Raw genomic sequence first — 18,598 nt, 5'->3', positions numbered from 1 at the left:
CCTCGGACTTGGAGATGCCGGTGTCGGCGCCGAGCGCCTTGACCAGGTCGTCGACTTTCCGGGTCGAGACACCGTGCAGATACGCCTCCATCACGACCGCGAACAACGCCTGGTCGACCCGGCGACGCCGCTCCAGCAGCGACGGGAAGAACGAGCCCTGGCGCAGCTTCGGGATCTTCAAATTCAGGTCCCCGGCGGTCGTGGTGAGGAGCCGCGACCGGGTTCCGTTGCGGTGGGTCGTGCGCTCGCCTGAGCGTTCGAACGGGGCCGCCCCGATGAACGCGGTCGCTTCCGCGTCGATGAGCTCTTGGTAGAGCTTCTCGGTCGCGGAGCGGATCCGGTCGGTGACATCGGTTTGTTGGAGTTGGCCAAGCAGGTCAAGCAAGGCAGACTGGTCCAGAGCCATCGTGTGTTTGTGTCTTTTCTGTGAGTAACTTTGATCGGTTCTCACTGACCATCGCACGATGGCTCTTCACGTTAACGAAGCAACGCGGGCCTGCCGAGATTTACACCACTCCACGGGACGTGACCCGATGATCACCGTCTGCTCATACCCGTTCACCGAATGCGCGACGTACTTGTCCCGAAGGTCGATGAAGTACCGGTGGGAATCGCCGCCGTCAACGTTTGCGAGCTTGCTTCGGTCAAGCCGTTCACTGCGAATGCCTCCTCCGAATGCCCGGCCATATGCGATCAGAGCTGACATCCGCAGGGCGTCCGAGACTGGCCGACTTCCGAGGTAATGCGATCCTCGGCCTTGAGGTAGGCGTCGCAGAATCGAATCGCGTTTTCGAGGTCCCATCGGAGGCTAGCAAGGTCGCGGAGCTGCTGAGAGGATGAGGTCCCCACTTCCACAACTCGCGTCCCAAGCTGGCGGGAGAATGGGCCCAGCCTTGGCATCGACTCTGTTTAGTTGACGGCGAGTTCGAGTGATTGCCCGCCCGTCAGCTTCTTCCACTGGAGTAGTCAAAACCAGGACGGCGCCACCGCTTGTTCGATGCTCGCCGAAGCCCTCGGCGACGCTAATCCAGCGGCCGCCCTTCAGCGGAGCTCCCTAGACTGGGGCGCACCGCGGTCGCTGAAGGAACTCGGGATGCCTGAGGCCGCGATAGGCCAGATCGTGGCGGAGGTGACGACGCGTCCCTACTCGAACCCCCGCGAAGTCACACCCGAAGCGGCACGCCGCATACTGGAGCGTGCCGTCGCGGGCGACGACGTGTGATCCTGCGCGATCGCGACCAGCCACGTATGGCCGGCTCCCGTCAGCTCAACGCGAGCGTGATGACGCCGCGCTGATCGGCGGACTCGCAGACGCGCGACACACACACGCAGATCTTGGACTTCGCGTCTCGTTGCCGCTCACTGTAGAAGACGTCACGGTGGTCGATCTCGCCTTCCAAACTCACGATGCGGGCCTCGCACAGACCGCATTCACCCTTGCGGCAATCGAAGAGCGCGTCGACACCTGCTGTCTCGAGCGTCTCGAGCAGTGTCGCCGATGGAGGCACCGTCACCTCGACGCCCAAAGCGGGGATCCGCACAGTGAAGGGTTCTGACGACCGCGTTCCTGTCGACAGCGAGTCTTCTGCCGATTCTTGCGGAAACGGCATCGATGTCGCGTACGCTCTGCTTCTGCAGCGGAGCAGTCTCTCCTGGCTCGACATGATCGACCGCGGTGTCACGAGGAAGGCGTCGAGGGCAACGGCAACGCCCACGCCTCGCTGAACCATTACAGCAAGGATGCCGTCATCCGCTTCCCGCAGACGCATACTCTCGGCCTGCCACAGGCACCGGACTCTGTCGCGAGGGAGTCGTTCACACCGACGGATACGCCTCGCCACCCGGCGGCTAACCCGCCTGCACGAACCCCAATTCCAGCACCCGTACGAAAGGTCGATTCGCCCTGCCACAAAGCAGGGCGAATCGTCATTTAGGGCCCGAGAAACCGCGTCTTCTCGAAATCGATGCGGGTGATCGCGATCATCAAATCCCGATCGCGGGGTTGAAACACGAAAAGCCCGCACAAACTGTGCGGGCTGAAGAATTTCGTGAACTCAGCTGCTGAACAAACTGAATTCCTCACTGCGGAACCGGTGGGATTTGAACCCACGGTACCCTGTAAAGGGTACTCCACCTTAGCAGGGTGGTGCACTAGGCCGAACTATGCGACGGTTCCTGAATGCTCACCGAAGCGAACACACGCTTGTAAGCATAACCGAATTCGGGGCATCCTTTCGACCATCGCCGGGGCGCTGGTCGACGCTCTGCCCCGACCGGCTACTGGTCGTCGAGCGTACGCCCGACGGAACAGGTGAGCTCGCCCGCGGTCTGACCGGTGGCCCGGTCGGACAAGGTCACGCCAGCGGCGGGATCGGTAGCCGGGTCGACAGCAGCAGGATCGGCGGCAGGATCGGCGGCCGGATCGGTTGCGGCCGGATCTGTTGCAGCGGGATCGGCCGCAGGATCGACCGGCGCCGCAGCGTCGACAACCGGTGCGCTCGGGTCGAGAGTCGCGCCACGGCCCATCGCTCCGCTGAGTTTCAGCGGCTGATCGGCGGCGATAGCAGTGAACATCTGATCGAAGTCAGGCTGCGAGGGGATCACGCCGCCCTCGGTGCCACCGGTGGGCACCTGCACGAAGACGATGTCTTCGAGCGGGATGTCCTTCAGCGCCATCGCGATGGAGGCGATCGTGCCGACGTCGTTCAGGCTCGACGACAACGTCATGTTGCCGGTCGCCGCCTTGGCGAGCGAGTAGACCTTGAGCGGGTCTGACAGCGTGTTGGCGCTCTTGACCGTGCGCACGAGCGACGACATGAAGACCTGCTGGTTGTTGATGCGGGTCAGGTCACTGCCGTCACCGATTCCGTGGCGGGTGCGCAAGAACTGGAGGGCGTCGACGCCCTGCAGCTCGTGCACGCCTGGGTCAAGAAAGATGCCGGTGTATTCGTCTTCGATGCGCTCGGCCACACAGACGGGAACCCCGCCGACGGCGGTGGACATCGCCATCACGCCGCTGAACTGCACTTCGGCAGCGAACGGGATGCTGAGCCCCGTGAGCGCCTCGACGGTGAGAACGGTGCAGGCCATGCCGCCATAGCTGAGCGTGGTGTTGATCTTCTGCCGGCTCATCGCATCAGAGGTGCCGCCGTCGGGCAGCGGGCACTCGGGGATGGGAACGAACATGTCGCGCGGAAAACTGATGACCGACGCGTTCTTGTGATCCTGCGAAATGTGCAGCAGCATCGTCACATCGTTGAGGTCGCCGGTCTCGTCTGCGCCGCCGAATGCCGGGTCTTGGCCCACTCGGCTGTCGCTGCCGATCAGCAGCAGGTTGACGCCGCCCTCGATCGACGCGATCTGCTGCACGGTATCGCCGAGCGCCTTCTCGTTGGCGAGGTGAACGCTGGGCTTGACGCTGGTGGCCACATCGAGTGCGGCGATGGCCGCAACGGATGCCCCACTCACGAGCAGCACGGCGAGCGCTGCAGAGGTGAACTTGGCCAGGGTGCTGAACGGGTTCGACTTCTTGAGTCGACCGTGCCGTGCTACGGCGGTGAGCGGCTGCGCTCGATGAGATCGGGGGCGCAGTTGGTCGCTCACTCAGGTCCTTTCATCGGAAGTCGGCCCTGACACGTCATGGTGCGGAGGGCGTGGGATTCGAACCCACGAGACATTTCTGCCCACCAGTTTTCAAGACTGGCTCCATCGGCCGCTCGGACAGCCCTCCAGTTCGCGAACGAACAAGCAACGATCCTATCCGATGACGGCCTCATCAGACTGACAGGACATCCTGGCAACATGCTGGATGGGCCCTCCGAGCCCCCACCGCGCCTACTGATTGTCGAGGGAACGCCCCACCGTGCAGGTCTGATCTGCCGCAGTTTGCCCGGTCACACTGGGCGGAAGCACGACGGCCGGGCCGGTCGGCGCCGGTGTCGGCACGCCCGTCGGGGTGCCGGGGGCGGATGTCGCGGGTGCGGCGGGATCGGTCGAGGCAGGTTCGGGAGTGGCTGGTTCAGGAGAAGCAGGCGCGGTCGGATCCGTCTCGTTGGCCGGCCCGAGCTGCCCGCTCAGCTGGATGGGCTGGTCGGCCGCCAGCGCCCCGAACAGCGTGGCCGCGTCATCGGTGCGCGCGAGGAGTCCGTCGGGCGTCTCCTCCACCGGGTACTGCACGAACACCATCTGCTCGAGGTTGATGTCTTGCAGGGCCTTCGCAATCGACACCATCGAATCGAGGCTCTGCAAGCTGGCGGAGAGGCGCATGTTGCCGGCGGCAGCTTTCGCCAGGCTGTAGAGCGTGAGCGGGTTGTTCAGGGTGCCGTCGCTGGTGATGGTGCGCATGAGTGACGCCAGAAAGGCCTGCTGGTTGCCGATCCTGGCCAGGTCGCTGCCGGTCGAGAGCCCATGACGGGTGCGGAGAAACTGCAGGGCCTCCCACCCGGAGAGCACATGCACGCCGGCCGACAGAAAGGTGCCCGTGTATTCGTCTTCAATGGGCTCAGCCACGCAGACCGGCACTCCCCCGACGGCGTTCGACATCTCGATCACCCCGTTGAATTCGATCTCTGCCGCGAAGGGGATGGTGAGCCCGCTGAGCTGCTGCACCACGGCGACCGCACACCCGAGCCCACCGTAGGAGATGGCGGTGTTCAGCTTGTCGGTGAACCCGCCGTCGGTTCCTGGCGCACCTTCGTCGGGAGACGCCGCGCAGGCCGGAATGGTGACCTCGAGGTCACGCGGAAAGCTGACGACCGTTGCAGAGGCGTGGTCCTGCGCAATGTGCAGCAGCACCGTCACATCGTTCAGATGCTCGCCGCGATCGCCGAACCGCGGGTCACCCTGACCGCTGTCGCTGCCAACGAGCAGCAGGTTCACGCCACCCGCGATCGCGCCGATCCCTGGCGCCGGCCCGTTGGTGTCGGCCGGTAACGCGACGCCCGGCTTGAGGCTGGATGTCACGTCACCGATGGCGATTCCGGTGACAGCCACGACACTCACCGACACAACGGCAAGCGCCAGAGCGAACCCCTTCAGCAGCGTGATCGACACCGGCTGCACGGGCAATCGACCGTGCCGAGCGATCGGAATCGGAAGCGGCGGCGCGAGGCGTGCCGCGCCGCGCGGGGCATCCGGATCTGGCGCTGATCGGGCGATCATGCGGTGACTTTACACCGCTTCGCTGCGGTCTCCCTGGTGGGACCTTCGGTGGTGGGCGGCGGATGCGACTGTTTCAGTGGTGCGCGTGGCCGCCGTCCAGGAATTCAAGCCCGGGAACCGCGTGCGAGCCGTGGGGAACGGCGTGGGCGCCGGCATCCGTTGCGGCCAGGGCCGGAGTGGTGAGCGCGGAGACCAGAAATCCGGCCAGGATCAGCCCAGTCAGGAAACGCCATCCCTGTGGGTCGGATGCGACAGCCGTCGACGGCGTGTCCGGCGCGCGAGAGGCCGCCCGGCGACGCAGCACGGCCAGTGAACCGGCAAGGAAGAGATTGAACAACGACGCAATCAACATCGGGAAAAGCGGGAGGGCGACCGCTTCGGCGGGGAGGCCGAATCCACTGTGGAGTGACATCGCCGCGGCCCAAACGATCACCGGCCCGAGCGCGGCACCGAGAACGATGCCGGGCACGAGGAGTCGTGAACGGATGAGGACAAGCACACCCCAGCCGAGCTCGGTGAGACCGAACCCGACCAGGATGATCCCCAGCACGAGTGGAGCACTGGCGCCGACGGCGAGGTGGATCAGTGCGACGCCGATCGCTGAAAAGGCGAGCCAGATCCTGACGATCGGGGTCATTGAGTGCTCCTCTTTGCTGTTTGTTGAAACTCTGTTACTTGTCGAATCCGGATTGTCTCTCGAATCCGGTCAGACCGCTGCGGTGCGTCTGGTGCCGGTGACCTTGTCAGCGGCGAGTCCGACGCCGAGCAACACGATCGCGCTGGCCAGGTGGAGGAAGTGGTCGGCCGTGTTCAGCGCGAGGATGTTCGCCGCCGTGCTGGCGATGAAGAACCCGACGATACCCAGCAGCAGGTAGACCGCCCCTACCGTGGTGTTCGCGGCCTTGGCCGCTGTCGCAGTAGACAGGCCTGCGATGAGGAGCGCCGCGCCGATGAGCAGGTGGGCGATGTTGTGCAGCGGGTTGACCTCAAAGATTCCGAGGAGTAATCCGCCCTGGGTGGCAACAAGGCCGACGCCGCCGGTCACGGCGAAGCCGAGCACCCCGACCAGTACGTAGACCGCGCCGAAGATTGTTCCGACCAGGCGGTTGGGTGATGTGCGCATGTGATGCCTCCTTGTGTAGGGCACGGCCGAACCGTGCTTGACAAGTGTTCGGAGGCGTGGCTCTGCTCGGATTGGTGCATTCTGGTAGGCCACACACAGAGGCAACACAAAGAAGCCTGACCAGCACATTCAGCACTCCGCCGACTGCTAACCAGGAAATTCCCTAGAGAGTGGCGAGCACCTGCGCCAGTCCGTCACCCTGCACCGGAGCCGTGATTTCGCTGGCGACGGCGATCACGTCGTCTGGCGACTGGCCCATCGCCACTCCGCGGCCCTCCTGGCCGGCCCACAGCAGCATGTCGATGTCGTTGCGCCCGTCGCCGACGGCGAGGATGCGGCTCCGCGGGATGTCGAGTTCGAGGCGCACGCGCTCCAAGGCCGTTGACTTGTTCACTCCGTCTGGCGCGATGTCGAGCCACGCCGTCCAGCCGATGGCGTAGCTGACGCGGTGCAGGCCCATCCGGTCGACGACGGCGAGAAACTCCTCCATCTGGTGATCGGGCGAGATCACGACGACGCGGGTCGCCGGGTGCACCAGCAGCTCCTCGAAGTCGACGCGTTCGCTGTCGTCGCCGATGGTGTCGTCAGGAAAAACCTCGGTGAACCGGTAGTGGCCCTGCTCGTCTTCGACGGCGAAGCGGGCGTTGTCGAGGTGCGAGCGCATGGTGGTGAGCACGTCGGTCGGGTCGAAGGATTCGGTCCACTCCCTGCGGTATCCGGACGGCTCTGACGGGTCGTGCGCCAGCGTGACGGCGCCGTTCGAGCAGACGAGGTAGCGCGGCGTGATGCCGAGGCGGGTGAGCACCGGCAGGGTGGCCGCCGCCGAGCGACCGGTGGCCAGCATGACCTCGTGCCCTGCACGGTCGAGCCGGTCGATCTCGGCGAGCACGTGGTCACTGATCGTGCCGTCTTCGTGCATCGTCGTGCCGTCGATGTCGAGGGCCACGAGCCAAGGGGCGTCAATCAGATCGGGGCTTCCGACACGCTCGGGGTTGCCCAGCTCAGCCGCGCGGGTGGAGTCGGTCACTTGATCGGCTCGATCACTTCAATGCCGCCGAGGTACGGGCGCAGCGCCTCTGGAACGCGCACCGAGCCATCCGCCTGCTGGTGCGTCTCAAGCAAAGCCACGATCCAACGGGTGGTGGCCAGGGTTCCGTTCAGCGTCGCGACGGGCGTGGTCTTGCCCGACTCGGTGCGATAGCGGATGTCCAGACGGCGCGACTGGTAGGTCGTGCAGTTGCTCGTGCTGGTGAGCTCGCGATAGGCACCCTGCGTGGGAACCCAGGCCTCGATGTCGAACTTGCGGGCGGCGCTCGAGCCGAGGTCGCCGGCGGCGACGTCGATGACGCGGTAGCTCAGGCCGAGGGACTGCAGCATGCCCTCCTGCAGCGCGACGAGGCGGTCGTGCTCGGCCTCGGCGTTCTCGGGCAGCACGTAGGCGAACATCTCGAGCTTGTTGAACTGGTGCACCCGGATGATGCCGCGGGTGTCTTTTCCGCCCGAGCCGGCCTCGCGACGGTAGCAGGTGGACCAGCCGGCGTAGCGAAGGGGTTCGACCGAGAGGTCGAGGATCTCGTCGGAGTGGTAGCCGGCGAGCGCGACCTCGCTGGTGCCGGTGAGGTAGAGGTCGTCGGCGGGCAGGTAGTAGATCTCGTCGGCGTGCTCGCCGAGGAAACCGGTGCCGTCCATGATCTCGGGGCGCACGAGCGTCGGCGTGATCAGCGGAGTGAAGCCGGCGTCGAGGGCCCGGTCGAGTGCCATGTTCATCAGGGCGATCTCGAGGCGGGCGCCCATGCCCTTCAAGAAGTAGAAGCGCGAGCCGGACACCTTGGCGCCGCGGCTCATGTCGATCGCGCCGAGCAGTTCGCCGAGCTCGAGGTGGTCGCGCGCCTCGAAATCGAATTCGGGGGTCTCGCCGTGCGTGCGCAGGGTGATGAAGTTGTCTTCGCCGCCGGCCGGAACGCCGTCGATGATGGGGTTCGCGATCGTACGCACGATCTGGTGAAAGCGAGCCTCGGCATCCGTCGCCGTCGCACTGGCCACCTTGACGCGGGCGGCGAGCTCCTGCGCCTGGGCGACGAGGGCCTTCTTCTCGTCTTTCGGAGCCGCAGCGACGAGCTTGCCGAACTGGTTCTGCTCGGCGCGCAGGGCTTCGAACTCCGCAATCGTCGTGCGGCGTTCGGCGTCGGCGGCGAGCGCCTCGTCGACGGCCTCCACGGAGGCGCCACGGGCCTCCTGCGAACGCTTGAGGAGGTCAGGATTTTCGCGAAGCAGCACCGGATCAATCACGCTGGCCAGTCTACAAGCGCCAAGCTGGGCAACCCGATAGCCTGGCTGAGTGACTGCCCCCGGCGAGACCGACCCTGTTCAGCGGGCGCCCGTCGTCGCCCAACACGCGAAGACCGACCCTGTTCAGCGGGCGCCCGTCGTCGCCCAACACGCGAAGACCGACCCTGTTCAGCAGGCACCCGCCGTCGCGCAACACGCGAAGACCGACTCCGAACAGCAGGCACCCGCCGCCGCGCAACACGCGAAGACCGACTCCGAACAGCAGGCACCCGTCGTCGCGCAATATGCCGCAGTCGTCTACAACCCGATCAAGGTCGACCTGAAGAAGCTGCGCACGGCGGTGGCGAGGGCTGCGCAGTCGGCCGGCTGGGGAGAGACCCTCTGGTTCTCGACGAGCGAGACGGATGCCGGCCAGCAGGCCACCCGTCGCGCCGTGCGACAAGGAATCGCGATGGTGATCGTGGCCGGCGGCGATGGCACCGTACGCGCCGCGGCTGAGGCTCTGCGCGACTCGGATATTCCGCTGGCGATTGTGCCGTCTGGCACCGGCAATCTACTGGCCCGCAACCTGCAGCTGCCGCTGGGCAGCCTCGAGGAGTCGGCGGCCATCGCGTTCGGCGGCGAGGATCGGGCGATCGACCTCGGCGTGGCCAGTGTGACCGGTGTGAATGGTGAGACCGACGACCATGTCTTTCTGGTGATGGCCGGCCTCGGACTCGACGCCGAGATGATTGCGGCCACCCGACCCGACCTCAAGAAGCAGGTCGGCTGGCTGGCCTACATCGATGCCGGCGTGCGGGTGATTCCGAAGGCCGTTCCGTTTCGCATCCGCTACAGCCTGGCCGGCCGGGCCGATCGCTCTGCACACATCAGCTCGATCCTGATCGCCAATTGCGGGATGCTGCCCGGCAACCTGCAGCTTCTGCCCGAGGCGCGGGTCGACGATGGGATTCTCGACATCGCCGTGCTGCAGCCGAAGGGCGTGCTCGGTTGGCTGAAGATCTGGCGCCGCGTCAGCTGGGAGAACGGCGTGCTGCGCCGTTCGAAGACCGGACGCCGGCTGATCGAGGCCACGTCGGAGAACAACGAACGCACGATGATGACACTGCAGTCGGCGGACATCCGCATCACTGTGGAGCACCCGCAGCCGTTCGAGATCGATGGCGACGAGTTCGGGTCGGTGCGGGCGCTGTTTCTGCGGGCCGATCCGCGGGCGCTGATCGTGCGGGTGCCGGCGGCGTCTTAGCTCGTTTGTGCCGATTCGTAGGTGCAGGTCGCCGGATTCCTGGGTCGCGGAACCTGGGTCGCGGGGCGTGAGGGGTCGCATATCGACCTTCGCGAAGCGGTTTAAGGTCGATTTGCGACCCCTCACGATGCTGCGGTCAGTGGAGAGAGTCCGGATGCTGAGGATGCTGAGGACGGTTAAGACGACGGCTAGGACGTGGGGCGACGCTCGCGCTGCCACCGGATTGCTCGCTCAAAGATGAGGCCGACGAGCACCAGGAATCCCGTCGAGACCATCGTCGGGGACAGCGTCCAGGACAACTGCTGCAGGAGCATCTCGAACGGCATCTCCCCCACGCCGTTGTAACTGTTGTTCTGATTCGAAATTGCCCGCCAATACAGCCAGAGTCCACCGACGATCAGGGTGAATCCGATCACCCAGAGGGCGGCGAGGAAGGGGTTGACTCGTGGCCGCGCATCCGTGGCCCACATCTCGTCTTCGTTCGTGTCGTTGGCGACCTGACCTAAGCCATCCGCCGAACCCTGCCTCGCACGACCGCTCTCGCCGAACTGTGTCAAATGACCATTTTTCGAGGTCGAAATCGGTAATGTGACACGGTTCGGCGTCAGAACGCCGGGCGGGGGCGAAACGGATGCGGCGGGTGAGGTTGGTGGTACGGGTGAGGCGACCGGGATCGCCGGGTTCACCGGGTTCACCGGGATCGCCGTGTTCGTCGATACGGGAGTGACGGCCGCGTCACCGTCAAATCTCACGTCATCCGCTCGAGAACGCCCGTCAGCTCGCGAGCGCTGCTGCTGCAGCTGCTGCTCGACACGGTCGTGCTCGGAACTGGCATGCTCCCCCGGCCGAAAGCCGCGCTGAAACATCGGGTCGTGCCGCGGGTCGAACCGCGGCTGGCCGTCTACTCCAGCGCCGGAGGTCATGCCGGGTCCTGCCCGATCAGTGCGCGCAGCCAATCCCGCGCTTCGATGAAGATCCCGTCGTCGTACCGATCGGTGAACTCGATCAATCGTTTGTCGGCCCGGGGATAGGAGCCGAGAAATGTCACGTTGGGGCTGAACCGGCGGAGGCCCAGCAGCGCGTCGGCCATCCGCTCGTCGAGAATGTGGCCGTCGGCGTCGATGACGAAGCGGTAGCGTCCGAGTTCGTCGCCGATCGGCCGGGACTGGATCAGGCTCAGGTTGACCCCGCGGGTGGCGAACTGCTCGAGCATCTCGAGCAGGGCGCCCGAGTGGTCCTCCGGCAGCTCGACGAGCAGGCTCGTCTTGTCGGCGCCGGTCGGAGCGGGAAGCTCGCTCGTGCTGGCGACGAGCACGAAGCGGGTCACGGCGTTGGGGTTGTCGCCGATGTTCGTGGCGAGCACGGCAAGGTCGTGGTGTTTGAGGATTCCGGGCGGGGCGATCGCGGCATCCGCCTGATCGTTCTCGAGCAGCGCGGCGGCGGCGGCCACATTGCTGGATGCGGGGATGTGTCCGTGACCGGGCACCGCAGCATCGAGCCAGGCGCGGCACTGGGCATAGGCGACCGGATGCGCGTTGACGGTGTGCACATCGGCGAGCGTCGTGCCGTGGCGAGCGACCAGATCGAAGCTGACCGGCACCAGGTATTCGCCGATGATGCGCAGGTTCGGAACGTTGGCGAGGGCATCCTGCGTGGCGGTCACCCCACCGTCGACCGAGTTCTCGATTGCGATCATCGCGGCGACGCTGCGCCCGGAGACGACATCGGTCAGCGCCTCGCCCACATTGTTCACCGCACGCCAGGTCTTGCCTGCCGCCTCTGGCACCTGCGCCAAAGCTGCTTCGGTAAACGTGCCGGCCGGCCCCAGGAAGCTGTAACTGGTGGGGGCAGGCGAGGTCTGAGGCATGGCAGCAAGCCTAGTTGGAGTGCCGCCGCGAAGCCGGGAGCGCGCGCTGGCAGAGTCTGCCGACCAGGCGCCGAGCGCGGCGTCTGGTCTGGTGAAATGCACGGCGCCAGAGGAGGACGTACCGGGGTTGTACGTCCGACGATGACAACGCAGCAGTTCGCCCGACCAGGCGTCGCGAACCGGTGCCAGACTGGGGGGTATGAGTGAGCGCGCAGGAACCCCGGCCCAGGAATCAGATCTGATCGACGTCACCGCGTTGGTCGCCGCCTATTACGCCCTGAAACCGGATGTCTCCATTCCGGCTCAGCGGGTGGCGTTCGGCACCTCTGGGCACCGCGGCAGTTCGCTGAACACCGCGTTCAATGAGAACCACATCGCCGCGACCACGCAGGCGATCGTCGAATACCGGGCCGAACAGGGCATCACCGGCCCCCTCTTCATCGGCGCAGACACCCACGCGTTGAGCGCCCCTGCCTACACGACGGCGCTCGAAGTGCTCGTCGCCAACAACGTGCGCGTGCTCGTCGACGAGTTCGACGACTACGTGCCGACCCCTGCCCTGTCGCACGCGATCCTCGCCTACAACCGGGCGGGCCACGGCGACGAGGCCGACGGCATCGTCGTGACGCCGAGCCACAATCCGCCGATGGATGGCGGCTTCAAGTACAACCCGCCGCACGGTGGCCCGGCCGACGGCGACGCCACCAGTTGGATCGCCGCCCGCGCCAACGAGCTCATCGCCCACGGCATGCGGGACGTGAAGATGAGCGAGCCGAGCGCCGTTGAGGCGTACGACTTTCGGGGTGCCTACGTCGACGACCTCGAGAACATCATCGACATGCAGGCGATCAAGGCCAGCGGCATCCGCATCGGGGCCGACCCGCTCGGCGGGGCCAGCGTGGGTTATTGGGGCGCGATTCGCGACCGCTACGAGCTCAACCTGACCGTCGTGAACCCGAAGGTCGATGCGACCTGGCGGTTCATGACGCTCGATTGGGACGGCAAGATCCGCATGGATCCGTCGAGCCCGTCGGCCATGGCCTCAGTGCTCGCGCACCAGCACGACTACGACATTCTCACCGGCAACGATGCCGACGCCGACCGTCACGGCATCGTCACCCCCGACGCCGGGCTGATGAACCCCAACCACTTCTTGGCCGTGGCCATCGACTACCTCTACAGCCACCGCGACCAGTGGCCGGCGAAGGCCGAAATCGGCAAGACGCTCGTCTCGTCCAGCATGATCGACCGGGTCGCTGCGGCCCTCGATCGGCCGCTCTGGGAGGTTCCGGTCGGCTTCAAGTGGTTCGTTCCCGGTCTGCTCGACGGCTCTGTCGCGTTCGGCGGCGAAGAGAGCGCGGGCGCCAGCTTCGTGCGCTTCGACGGAACCGTCTGGACCACCGACAAAGACGGCATCCTGCTGGCGCTGCTCGCCGCCGAGATTCTCGCGGTCACCGGCAAGACGCCGAGCCAGCGCTACGCCGAGCTCGCCGAGCAGTTCGGCGCGCCGGCCTACGCCAGAGTGGATGCCGCGGCAACGCCGGCGCAGAAGGCCGCGCTCGGCAAGCTCAGCGGCAGCGATGTCGCCGCCACCATGCTCGCGGGCGAGGAGATCATCGCGAAGCTCAGCCACTCCCCCGGAAACGGTGCGGCGATCGGCGGGCTCAAGGTGGTCACCGAGAACGCCTGGTTCGCTGCCCGCCCGAGCGGAACCGAAGACGTCTACAAGATCTACGCCGAGTCGTTCAAGGGTGCAGAGCACCTGGCCGAGGTGCAGCGCGAGGCCAAGGCGATCGTCGACGCGGCGATCGCGTAGGGGTGCGCATCTGGCCATCTCGTTGATCGAGGCGCAGCCGACGCAGGAGGCCGCATCCATGAGGTATATGGCCTTTTCGTTGATCGAGGAGCGCGCGAGCTTGCGAGCACGCGTCTCGAGATCTCGCGAGCAAATCCTTGAACTCGGGTTGCGTTCAAACGTCGGCTCACGGGGTCTCGACCCGATCGCGGGCGGCCTCCTCGACCAACGAAATGGTCAAATTCGTCCACCACAATGCCGCGCAGCGGCCCCAGAGCTCGAGATCTCGCGAGCTGATTTGCGAACGATGGTTGCGTTTGAAGGCCGGCTCGCCAGGTCTCGAGCACGGGCTCGCTTCGCTCGCTCGCCCTCGACCAACGAGATGGATTGCGTCTCGAGGTCCAACGAGATGGTTTAGGGAATGCTCCAGTAGTAGACCGACGCCCCCGGGTGATTCGTCGTGATCGCCCAATCGACCGAGCGATAGTCCGTGTCGTCGGTGTGCCCGGCGTAGTAGATCTCCCTGGAATCGCCAGAGCCAGTGATGCGAGTGACGACGGCGGTGTGGTCACGGTCGCCCGAGTCGTCCCAATCGAATTGCACGATGTCGCCGAGCTTGACCTGGTCGCGCTGGGAGTCGGCCAGCGCAGTCGCCCGCCCGCTCTCCTCGAGGTAGTTCATGAACGACGTCGAACTCACCCAGGCCGAGGAGAAGTCGAAGTCCTCACCTGTTCCCTCCGACCACCAGTCGTCATCCATCGTCCAGCCCCGCACGATCAGCGATTGACTCGCGAAGTCGACACAGTCGTTGTCGTCGACAACGCCGTAGTCGGCGGTGTTGTACTTCTTCCAATGCTTGAGCACGTAGGCCAGCTGAGCTTCGACGGCCGCATCCTGCGGTTGCGCATCGCTCGCGGCTGCGCCGGTCGATTGCGATTCCGTCGGAACGCCCTCCCCGTCGGCGCTCGTGGCTCCATTGGCGTTGTCCGCGCCGTCAGCGAGCTGCACGGCAAAAACGGCTCCGCCGACGACAAGGCCTCCAATGACAAGACCGCCAATGACAACAGCGGTAATACTTCGGCGGGCTCGGGTGAACGCCACAATCTTCTCAATTCGTCGGGTGCGAGTTGGGCGGAATAAGCCACCCGTTCATGGTCCAGTCCAATTATTTGAAATGACCCTCGAACGGGTGTGATATTCCAGGTTACGCGACGCTCCAGTACGAGACGGATCCGCCGGTGCCAGACACCGACTCATCAACCGACTTGAAGTCGGTGTCGTTGGTGTGTCCGCCGTAGAAGATCTGCGTGCCCGACGCGGTCTTGTCGACGCGAGTGACGGTTGCGGTGTGGTCCTTGTCACCGGAGTTGTCCCAGTCGAACTGCACGATGTCGCCGACCTTGACCTGGTCGCGCTGGGCGTCGCTGATTGCCGTCGCGCGCTCGGGGTGGTTGCTGAGATAGCTGGCAAAGGCCGTCGAGCTTGACCAGGCTGCGCTGTATCCGCCGCCGGTGCCGTCATACGACCACTCCGCATCCATCGTCCAGCCGCGAGCGATCAGGCCCTGGCTGGTGAAGTTGACGCAGTCATTGCCACTGATGGAACCGTACGCGGCCGTGTTGTAGTCCTGCCAGTGGGCCAACACGTAGTCCGTCTGTGCGGCAACGGCATTGGCCTGCGCGGCAGCAGCAGCGGCATCCGCAGCGGCTTGCGCGGCAGCAGCATCCGCAGCGGCTTGCGCGGCGGCAGCGTCCGCGGCGGCCTGCGCTGCGATCTTCGGGTCGGGCAGGTAGTTGAAGGTGAGTGCCGCGGTCGAGGTTGCACGAAGCGCGGGCGTCAGCTTCGTCGGCGAGACGGGCGTCGCCGTAGCAGTGGGGGTCGCCGCCCAAGCAGATGCGGAAGCAGACGTCGAAGCGGGCGCGGAAGCGGTCGCTGAAGCGGTCGCTGAAGCGGTCGCGGCGGCAGCAGGGGCCGTCGCATCAGCGGTGCCGAGAGACGCGTCGTCGACCTTCACCGCTTTGCCCGCGATGTCGAAGAGTTCGACGGCAACGGTACCGGTGGCCAGGTCGGTGGCCGGCGGGGTGGTGATCGTCACGGTGTCGGCGGTGGCCGAGGTGACGGTGCCGGGGTTGCCGCCGAAGCTGACGGTGGCGACCTTGCTCAGGTCGTCGCCGGTGACGGTGACGACGGTTCCGCCGGTGACGGGTCCGGCCGACGCTCCATCTTCGGCGATGATGCTGCTGCGCACGATGGGGTCTGGCTGGGCGACGGGCCGGTCGATGGCGGCCACGGCCGGGATGGCCGGCTCATCAGCGGATGCGCCGATGGCTCCGGCTCCGGTGGCGACGCTCAAAGAAATGGCGACGGCCGTGCAGCCGGCGAGGATGCTGCCGCCGACGACGAATCGTCGATCATTCTGCAGCGATCCAGCGCGGTGCTTGCCGCGGCTGGGAGTGAAGTTTTCAAGGACATGACGAGTAACTCTGGAGAAGGCGGGGCGCACACAATCGTTTCTGATCTGGGGAAAGGGGACCTTCCAGAGAAACACTCATCTTTGGCAAGGTGCTGTACAAAGCATCCGTAACCCATGCGAACGTATATTCAGCCGGCCCAGTTCACGCGGACAGCACACGGATGCCGCGCCCCGGCAGATCCGCGCCCTCAGTGCGATCGGCGGCCCTCAGCCGTCGTCAGAAAATCAGCGTCGGGGTGACAGAGTACGCAACCCGAAAAAGATAATCGGAATGAGCACCAATGCCGCAAAACCGTTGACAGCGGTGAAACCGCCCCAGCCGAGAAGCAGTCCCGACGCCGCGGCCGCGACGGCGGCACCGAGGTTCATCGCGGCATCCGTCGCCCCCTGCAGGGGCACCCGGATGCGTTGTTCGACGGTGCGGGTCAGCAGCGCCGAACCGCCGATCATGCCGGCTGACCAGCCGAGCCCGAGCAGACCGAGGGCGATCGGCAAACCGATCATGTCATCGGGCGCGAGCACGGCTCCGAGAGCCACGGCTGCGGCGAACACGATCACGCCGAGAAAGATCACCCGGCTCGGCCCGATGCGGTCGGCGAGCCAGCCCATCAGCGGGCTCGCGCCATACATGCCCAGAATGTGCACGCTGAGCACGAGGCCGATGAGGCCGAGCGAGAGGCCCTGGTGGTGCATGTGCACCGGGGTCATCACCATCACGCCGACCATGATGGTCTGCGAGCAGACGATGGCGACCATCGCAAACACGGCCTTCGGCTGGCCGAGGGCGATGCGCAGGGCGTCGCGCAGACCGAGGGCAGCGACCGGCGCCGCCTCCCCGGCGAGCTGACCGGCCGGCGGGGTGCGCAGCAAGAACGCGGCAAGCAGCGTCGACAGCGCGAAGGCCGCACCGGAGAAGAGATAGGGGCCGGCGAGCGGCTCGATGCCGAGGCTCCGGCCGAGGTCGCTGCCCACCTGCGAGAGGTTGGGTCCGGCCACAGAGCCGAGGGTCGTTGCCCAGAGCACGATCGACATCGACCGAGCTTCGTAGCCCTTCGACGCCACCTCGGTGGCCGCAAAGCGCGACTGCAACCCTGCCGCGCTGGCCGCGCCGAATGCGGCCAGGCCGATGAAGAGCACAACGACGCTGCCGGATGCCGACGCCGCGAAAATGAGGAGGGTTCCGACCAACGCCAGGCCGTAGCCGGCGGCGAGTGCGACGTGCCGACCAGCCCGGGTGGCGAGTCTGGCCAGCGGAATCGCCACGAGCGCGGCGCCCAAAACGCTGGAGGTCTGCGCGAATCCGGCCATCGTGACGGTGCCGGTGAGTTGCTCGGCGAGCAGGCCGCCGACCGCGATGCCCGACGCGACGCCCACCCCGGCCAACAGCTGGTTCAGAATCAACAGTGCCAGCGGCATCCACCCGGTGCGTCGGGAGAGGCGACGGCGCACGGCGGGCGGGCCGCTCGTCGGGGTCGATGTGCGGGCTGCCGGCTGGGCGGCCGACTCAGCTGACGACTGGGCGGCCGACTCAGCCATAGTTCGGGGCAGCGGGCAGGCCGAAGAATTCCTCGAGCGTGCTCACACCCTTCTCGTGCATTTCGGTGGAGAGTTCGACTCCGACATAGCGAAAGTGCCACGGCTCGAACGCGTAGCCGGTGACCTCAACTTTGTCGGCGGGGTAGCGCAGGAGAAAACCGAACCGCCAGGCATTCGCGGCCAGCCACTGACCCTCAGGGGTGTCGGCGAAACAGGTGTTGAGTGAGCACACCCTGGATTCCGGCCCGATGTCAATGGTGAGACCGGTCTGGTGTTCGCTCGTGCCGGGGCGGGCCGTGCTCGTGTCGGCGAAAGCTTGGCCGTTGGCCGCCACATCGTCGTTGTAGACCTCGACCTGGGTGGTGTAGCTGCGGTAGGCGCTGTTCGAGGCGAGAGAGAGGCCGGCCTCGGCGGATGCTGCGGCTAACAGGGCGACGACGGCGGTCGACGCCTCCTGGCGGAGCAGCGGCACCCAGGTGTGGGCAACGGGAACCTCGACCAGATCTGAGGGAACGAAATCGAGCGGGTTCAGCGGCCGCATCTTGTTCACGACGACCCAGATGCTCGCCGGATCGTCAATCGAGAATTTCACCCGGTTGAAGGTGGGCACCGGCACGGGAGCCACCGTCTGCGCGGGAACCGGCCGCGGAGTGAACGTCGGCAACGGCGTCGGAGTGGATGTCAAATTCGGCGTTGAGGTCGGCGGCGAGATCGGCGGTGACGTGGGCGTCGAAGTCGGCGTGCCGATGACCGAGGCTAGCCACCCCCCGGCGCTCGGGCTCGAAGCCCGACCGGAGACGGCGCCTGCGCCAACGGCGGCCACCGAGAGCACCGCGCCGACGGCCACGATCAGCAAGACTCGCCTCCGGCGCACCTGCTGCGAATCCCGCGTGCGCGGACGATCATCTGACACCTCTTGAGTTTAGCCGCGACCACCGACCCTGACTTGCGGAGGTAGCGATTTCTCTCGATCAGGCCTCCCTCGATCAGGTTCCTCTTGATCCGGCGGATGCCACGGAGTAACTTTGCTCGCGATGCAGACGCCTTCGGACCCTTCCGCAGTGCCACCCACCGATCCAGCCAAAGCGGCGATCCCGGGATCGTCGGCT

Annotated in this window: 17 protein-coding genes and 2 tRNA genes; 3 read left to right on the top strand and 16 right to left on the bottom strand. The window is 65.9% G+C overall.

Annotation, left to right across the window (positions count from 1 at the left end; genetic code table 11):
* Positions 1–406: transposase (locus ABD791_RS11215; RefSeq protein ID WP_345066342.1), on the bottom strand; the 406-nt coding region annotated here is incomplete at its 3' end.
* 687 nt (positions 407–1,093) lie between these two features.
* On the opposite strand from ABD791_RS11215, the gene ABD791_RS11210 reads away from it, so the two are divergent.
* Positions 1,094–1,222, top strand: coding sequence for a hypothetical protein (locus ABD791_RS11210; RefSeq protein ID WP_345066339.1), 129 nt, complete (start codon positions 1,094–1,096; stop codon positions 1,220–1,222).
* 40 nt (positions 1,223–1,262) lie between these two features.
* Here the strand turns inward: ABD791_RS11210 and ABD791_RS11205 are convergent, their stop codons facing one another.
* The 9 genes from ABD791_RS11205 to serS form a co-directional block, all read right to left on the bottom strand.
* Positions 1,263–1,526: a 2Fe-2S iron-sulfur cluster-binding protein gene (locus ABD791_RS11205; RefSeq protein WP_345066337.1), complete on the bottom strand. Its 264-nt coding sequence runs from the start codon at positions 1,524–1,526 to the stop codon at positions 1,263–1,265.
* 559 nt (positions 1,527–2,085) lie between these two features.
* Positions 2,086–2,176, bottom strand: a tRNA-Ser gene (locus tag ABD791_RS11200).
* A gap of 101 nt (positions 2,177–2,277) precedes the next feature.
* Entirely contained in the window at positions 2,278–3,603 is a 1,326-nt protein-coding gene (locus tag ABD791_RS11195; RefSeq protein WP_345066334.1) for an LCP family protein, read from the bottom strand.
* Positions 3,604–3,645: 42 nt separating this feature from the next.
* A tRNA-Ser gene (locus ABD791_RS11190) sits at positions 3,646–3,730 on the bottom strand.
* Positions 3,731–3,834: 104 nt separating this feature from the next.
* The gene (locus tag ABD791_RS11185; RefSeq protein ID WP_345066331.1) at positions 3,835–5,160 is read right to left on the bottom strand and encodes an LCP family protein; all 1,326 of its coding nucleotides are present in this window, start codon (positions 5,158–5,160) and stop codon (positions 3,835–3,837) included.
* Between the two features lie 73 nt (positions 5,161–5,233).
* On the bottom strand, positions 5,234–5,797 hold the full coding sequence (locus ABD791_RS11180) for a hypothetical protein (protein ID WP_345066328.1): 564 nt from the start codon (positions 5,795–5,797) through the stop codon (positions 5,234–5,236).
* Between the two features lie 69 nt (positions 5,798–5,866).
* Positions 5,867–6,283 carry a DUF4383 domain-containing protein gene (locus ABD791_RS11175; RefSeq protein WP_345066325.1) on the bottom strand — a complete coding sequence of 139 codons (417 nt, stop codon included), beginning with the start codon at positions 6,281–6,283 and terminating at the stop codon, positions 5,867–5,869.
* 163 nt (positions 6,284–6,446) lie between these two features.
* Positions 6,447–7,310 (bottom strand): HAD family hydrolase, encoded by an 864-nt coding sequence (locus ABD791_RS11170; RefSeq protein ID WP_345066322.1) that lies wholly within the window; start codon positions 7,308–7,310, stop codon positions 6,447–6,449.
* Positions 7,307–8,572 carry a serine--tRNA ligase gene (gene serS, locus ABD791_RS11165; protein WP_345066320.1) on the bottom strand — a complete coding sequence of 422 codons (1,266 nt, stop codon included), beginning with the start codon at positions 8,570–8,572 and terminating at the stop codon, positions 7,307–7,309. The genes ABD791_RS11170 and serS overlap by 4 nt, the downstream gene beginning before the upstream one ends.
* A gap of 49 nt (positions 8,573–8,621) precedes the next feature.
* Here serS and ABD791_RS11160 point away from each other — a divergent pair, with 49 nt between their 5' ends.
* Positions 8,622–9,818, top strand: coding sequence for a diacylglycerol/lipid kinase family protein (locus ABD791_RS11160; protein WP_345066317.1), 1,197 nt, complete (start codon positions 8,622–8,624; stop codon positions 9,816–9,818).
* Between the two features lie 188 nt (positions 9,819–10,006).
* Here the strand turns inward: ABD791_RS11160 and ABD791_RS11155 are convergent, their stop codons facing one another.
* Positions 10,007–10,741, bottom strand: a complete 735-nt coding sequence (locus tag ABD791_RS11155) for a hypothetical protein (protein ID WP_345066314.1) — start codon at positions 10,739–10,741, stop codon at positions 10,007–10,009.
* Complete coding sequence (gene pheA / locus ABD791_RS11150) at positions 10,738–11,685, bottom strand: prephenate dehydratase (protein ID WP_345066311.1); 948 nt, start codon at positions 11,683–11,685, stop codon at positions 10,738–10,740. The genes ABD791_RS11155 and pheA overlap by 4 nt, the downstream gene beginning before the upstream one ends.
* 199 nt (positions 11,686–11,884) lie before the next feature.
* Here pheA and pgm point away from each other — a divergent pair, with 199 nt between their 5' ends.
* Complete coding sequence (gene pgm / locus ABD791_RS11145; RefSeq protein ID WP_345066308.1) at positions 11,885–13,501, top strand: phosphoglucomutase (alpha-D-glucose-1,6-bisphosphate-dependent); 1,617 nt, start codon at positions 11,885–11,887, stop codon at positions 13,499–13,501.
* Between the two features lie 393 nt (positions 13,502–13,894).
* Here the strand turns inward: pgm and ABD791_RS11140 are convergent, their stop codons facing one another.
* The 4 genes from ABD791_RS11140 to ABD791_RS11125 form a co-directional block, all read right to left on the bottom strand.
* A complete protein-coding gene (locus ABD791_RS11140; RefSeq protein WP_345066305.1) occupies positions 13,895–14,581 on the bottom strand; it encodes an amidase domain-containing protein in 687 nt (228 codons plus the stop codon).
* 103 nt (positions 14,582–14,684) lie between these two features.
* Entirely contained in the window at positions 14,685–15,983 is a 1,299-nt protein-coding gene (locus ABD791_RS11135; protein ID WP_345066302.1) for an amidase domain-containing protein, read from the bottom strand.
* A 195-nt stretch (positions 15,984–16,178) separates the two neighbouring features.
* Positions 16,179–17,489: an MFS transporter gene (locus ABD791_RS11130; protein ID WP_345066299.1), complete on the bottom strand. Its 1,311-nt coding sequence runs from the start codon at positions 17,487–17,489 to the stop codon at positions 16,179–16,181.
* On the bottom strand, positions 17,482–18,402 hold the full coding sequence (locus tag ABD791_RS11125; RefSeq protein WP_345066296.1) for a M15 family metallopeptidase: 921 nt from the start codon (positions 18,400–18,402) through the stop codon (positions 17,482–17,484). Before ABD791_RS11125 ends, ABD791_RS11130 begins: the two co-directional genes overlap by 8 nt.
* Between the last annotated feature and the right edge of the window lie 196 nt (positions 18,403–18,598).

This window comes from Glaciibacter kafniensis (assembly GCF_039538945.1).
Taxonomy (GTDB): Bacteria; Actinomycetota; Actinomycetes; order Actinomycetales; family Microbacteriaceae; genus Cryobacterium; species Cryobacterium kafniensis.
This window is presented reverse-complemented; position numbering and strand designations above follow the sequence as displayed.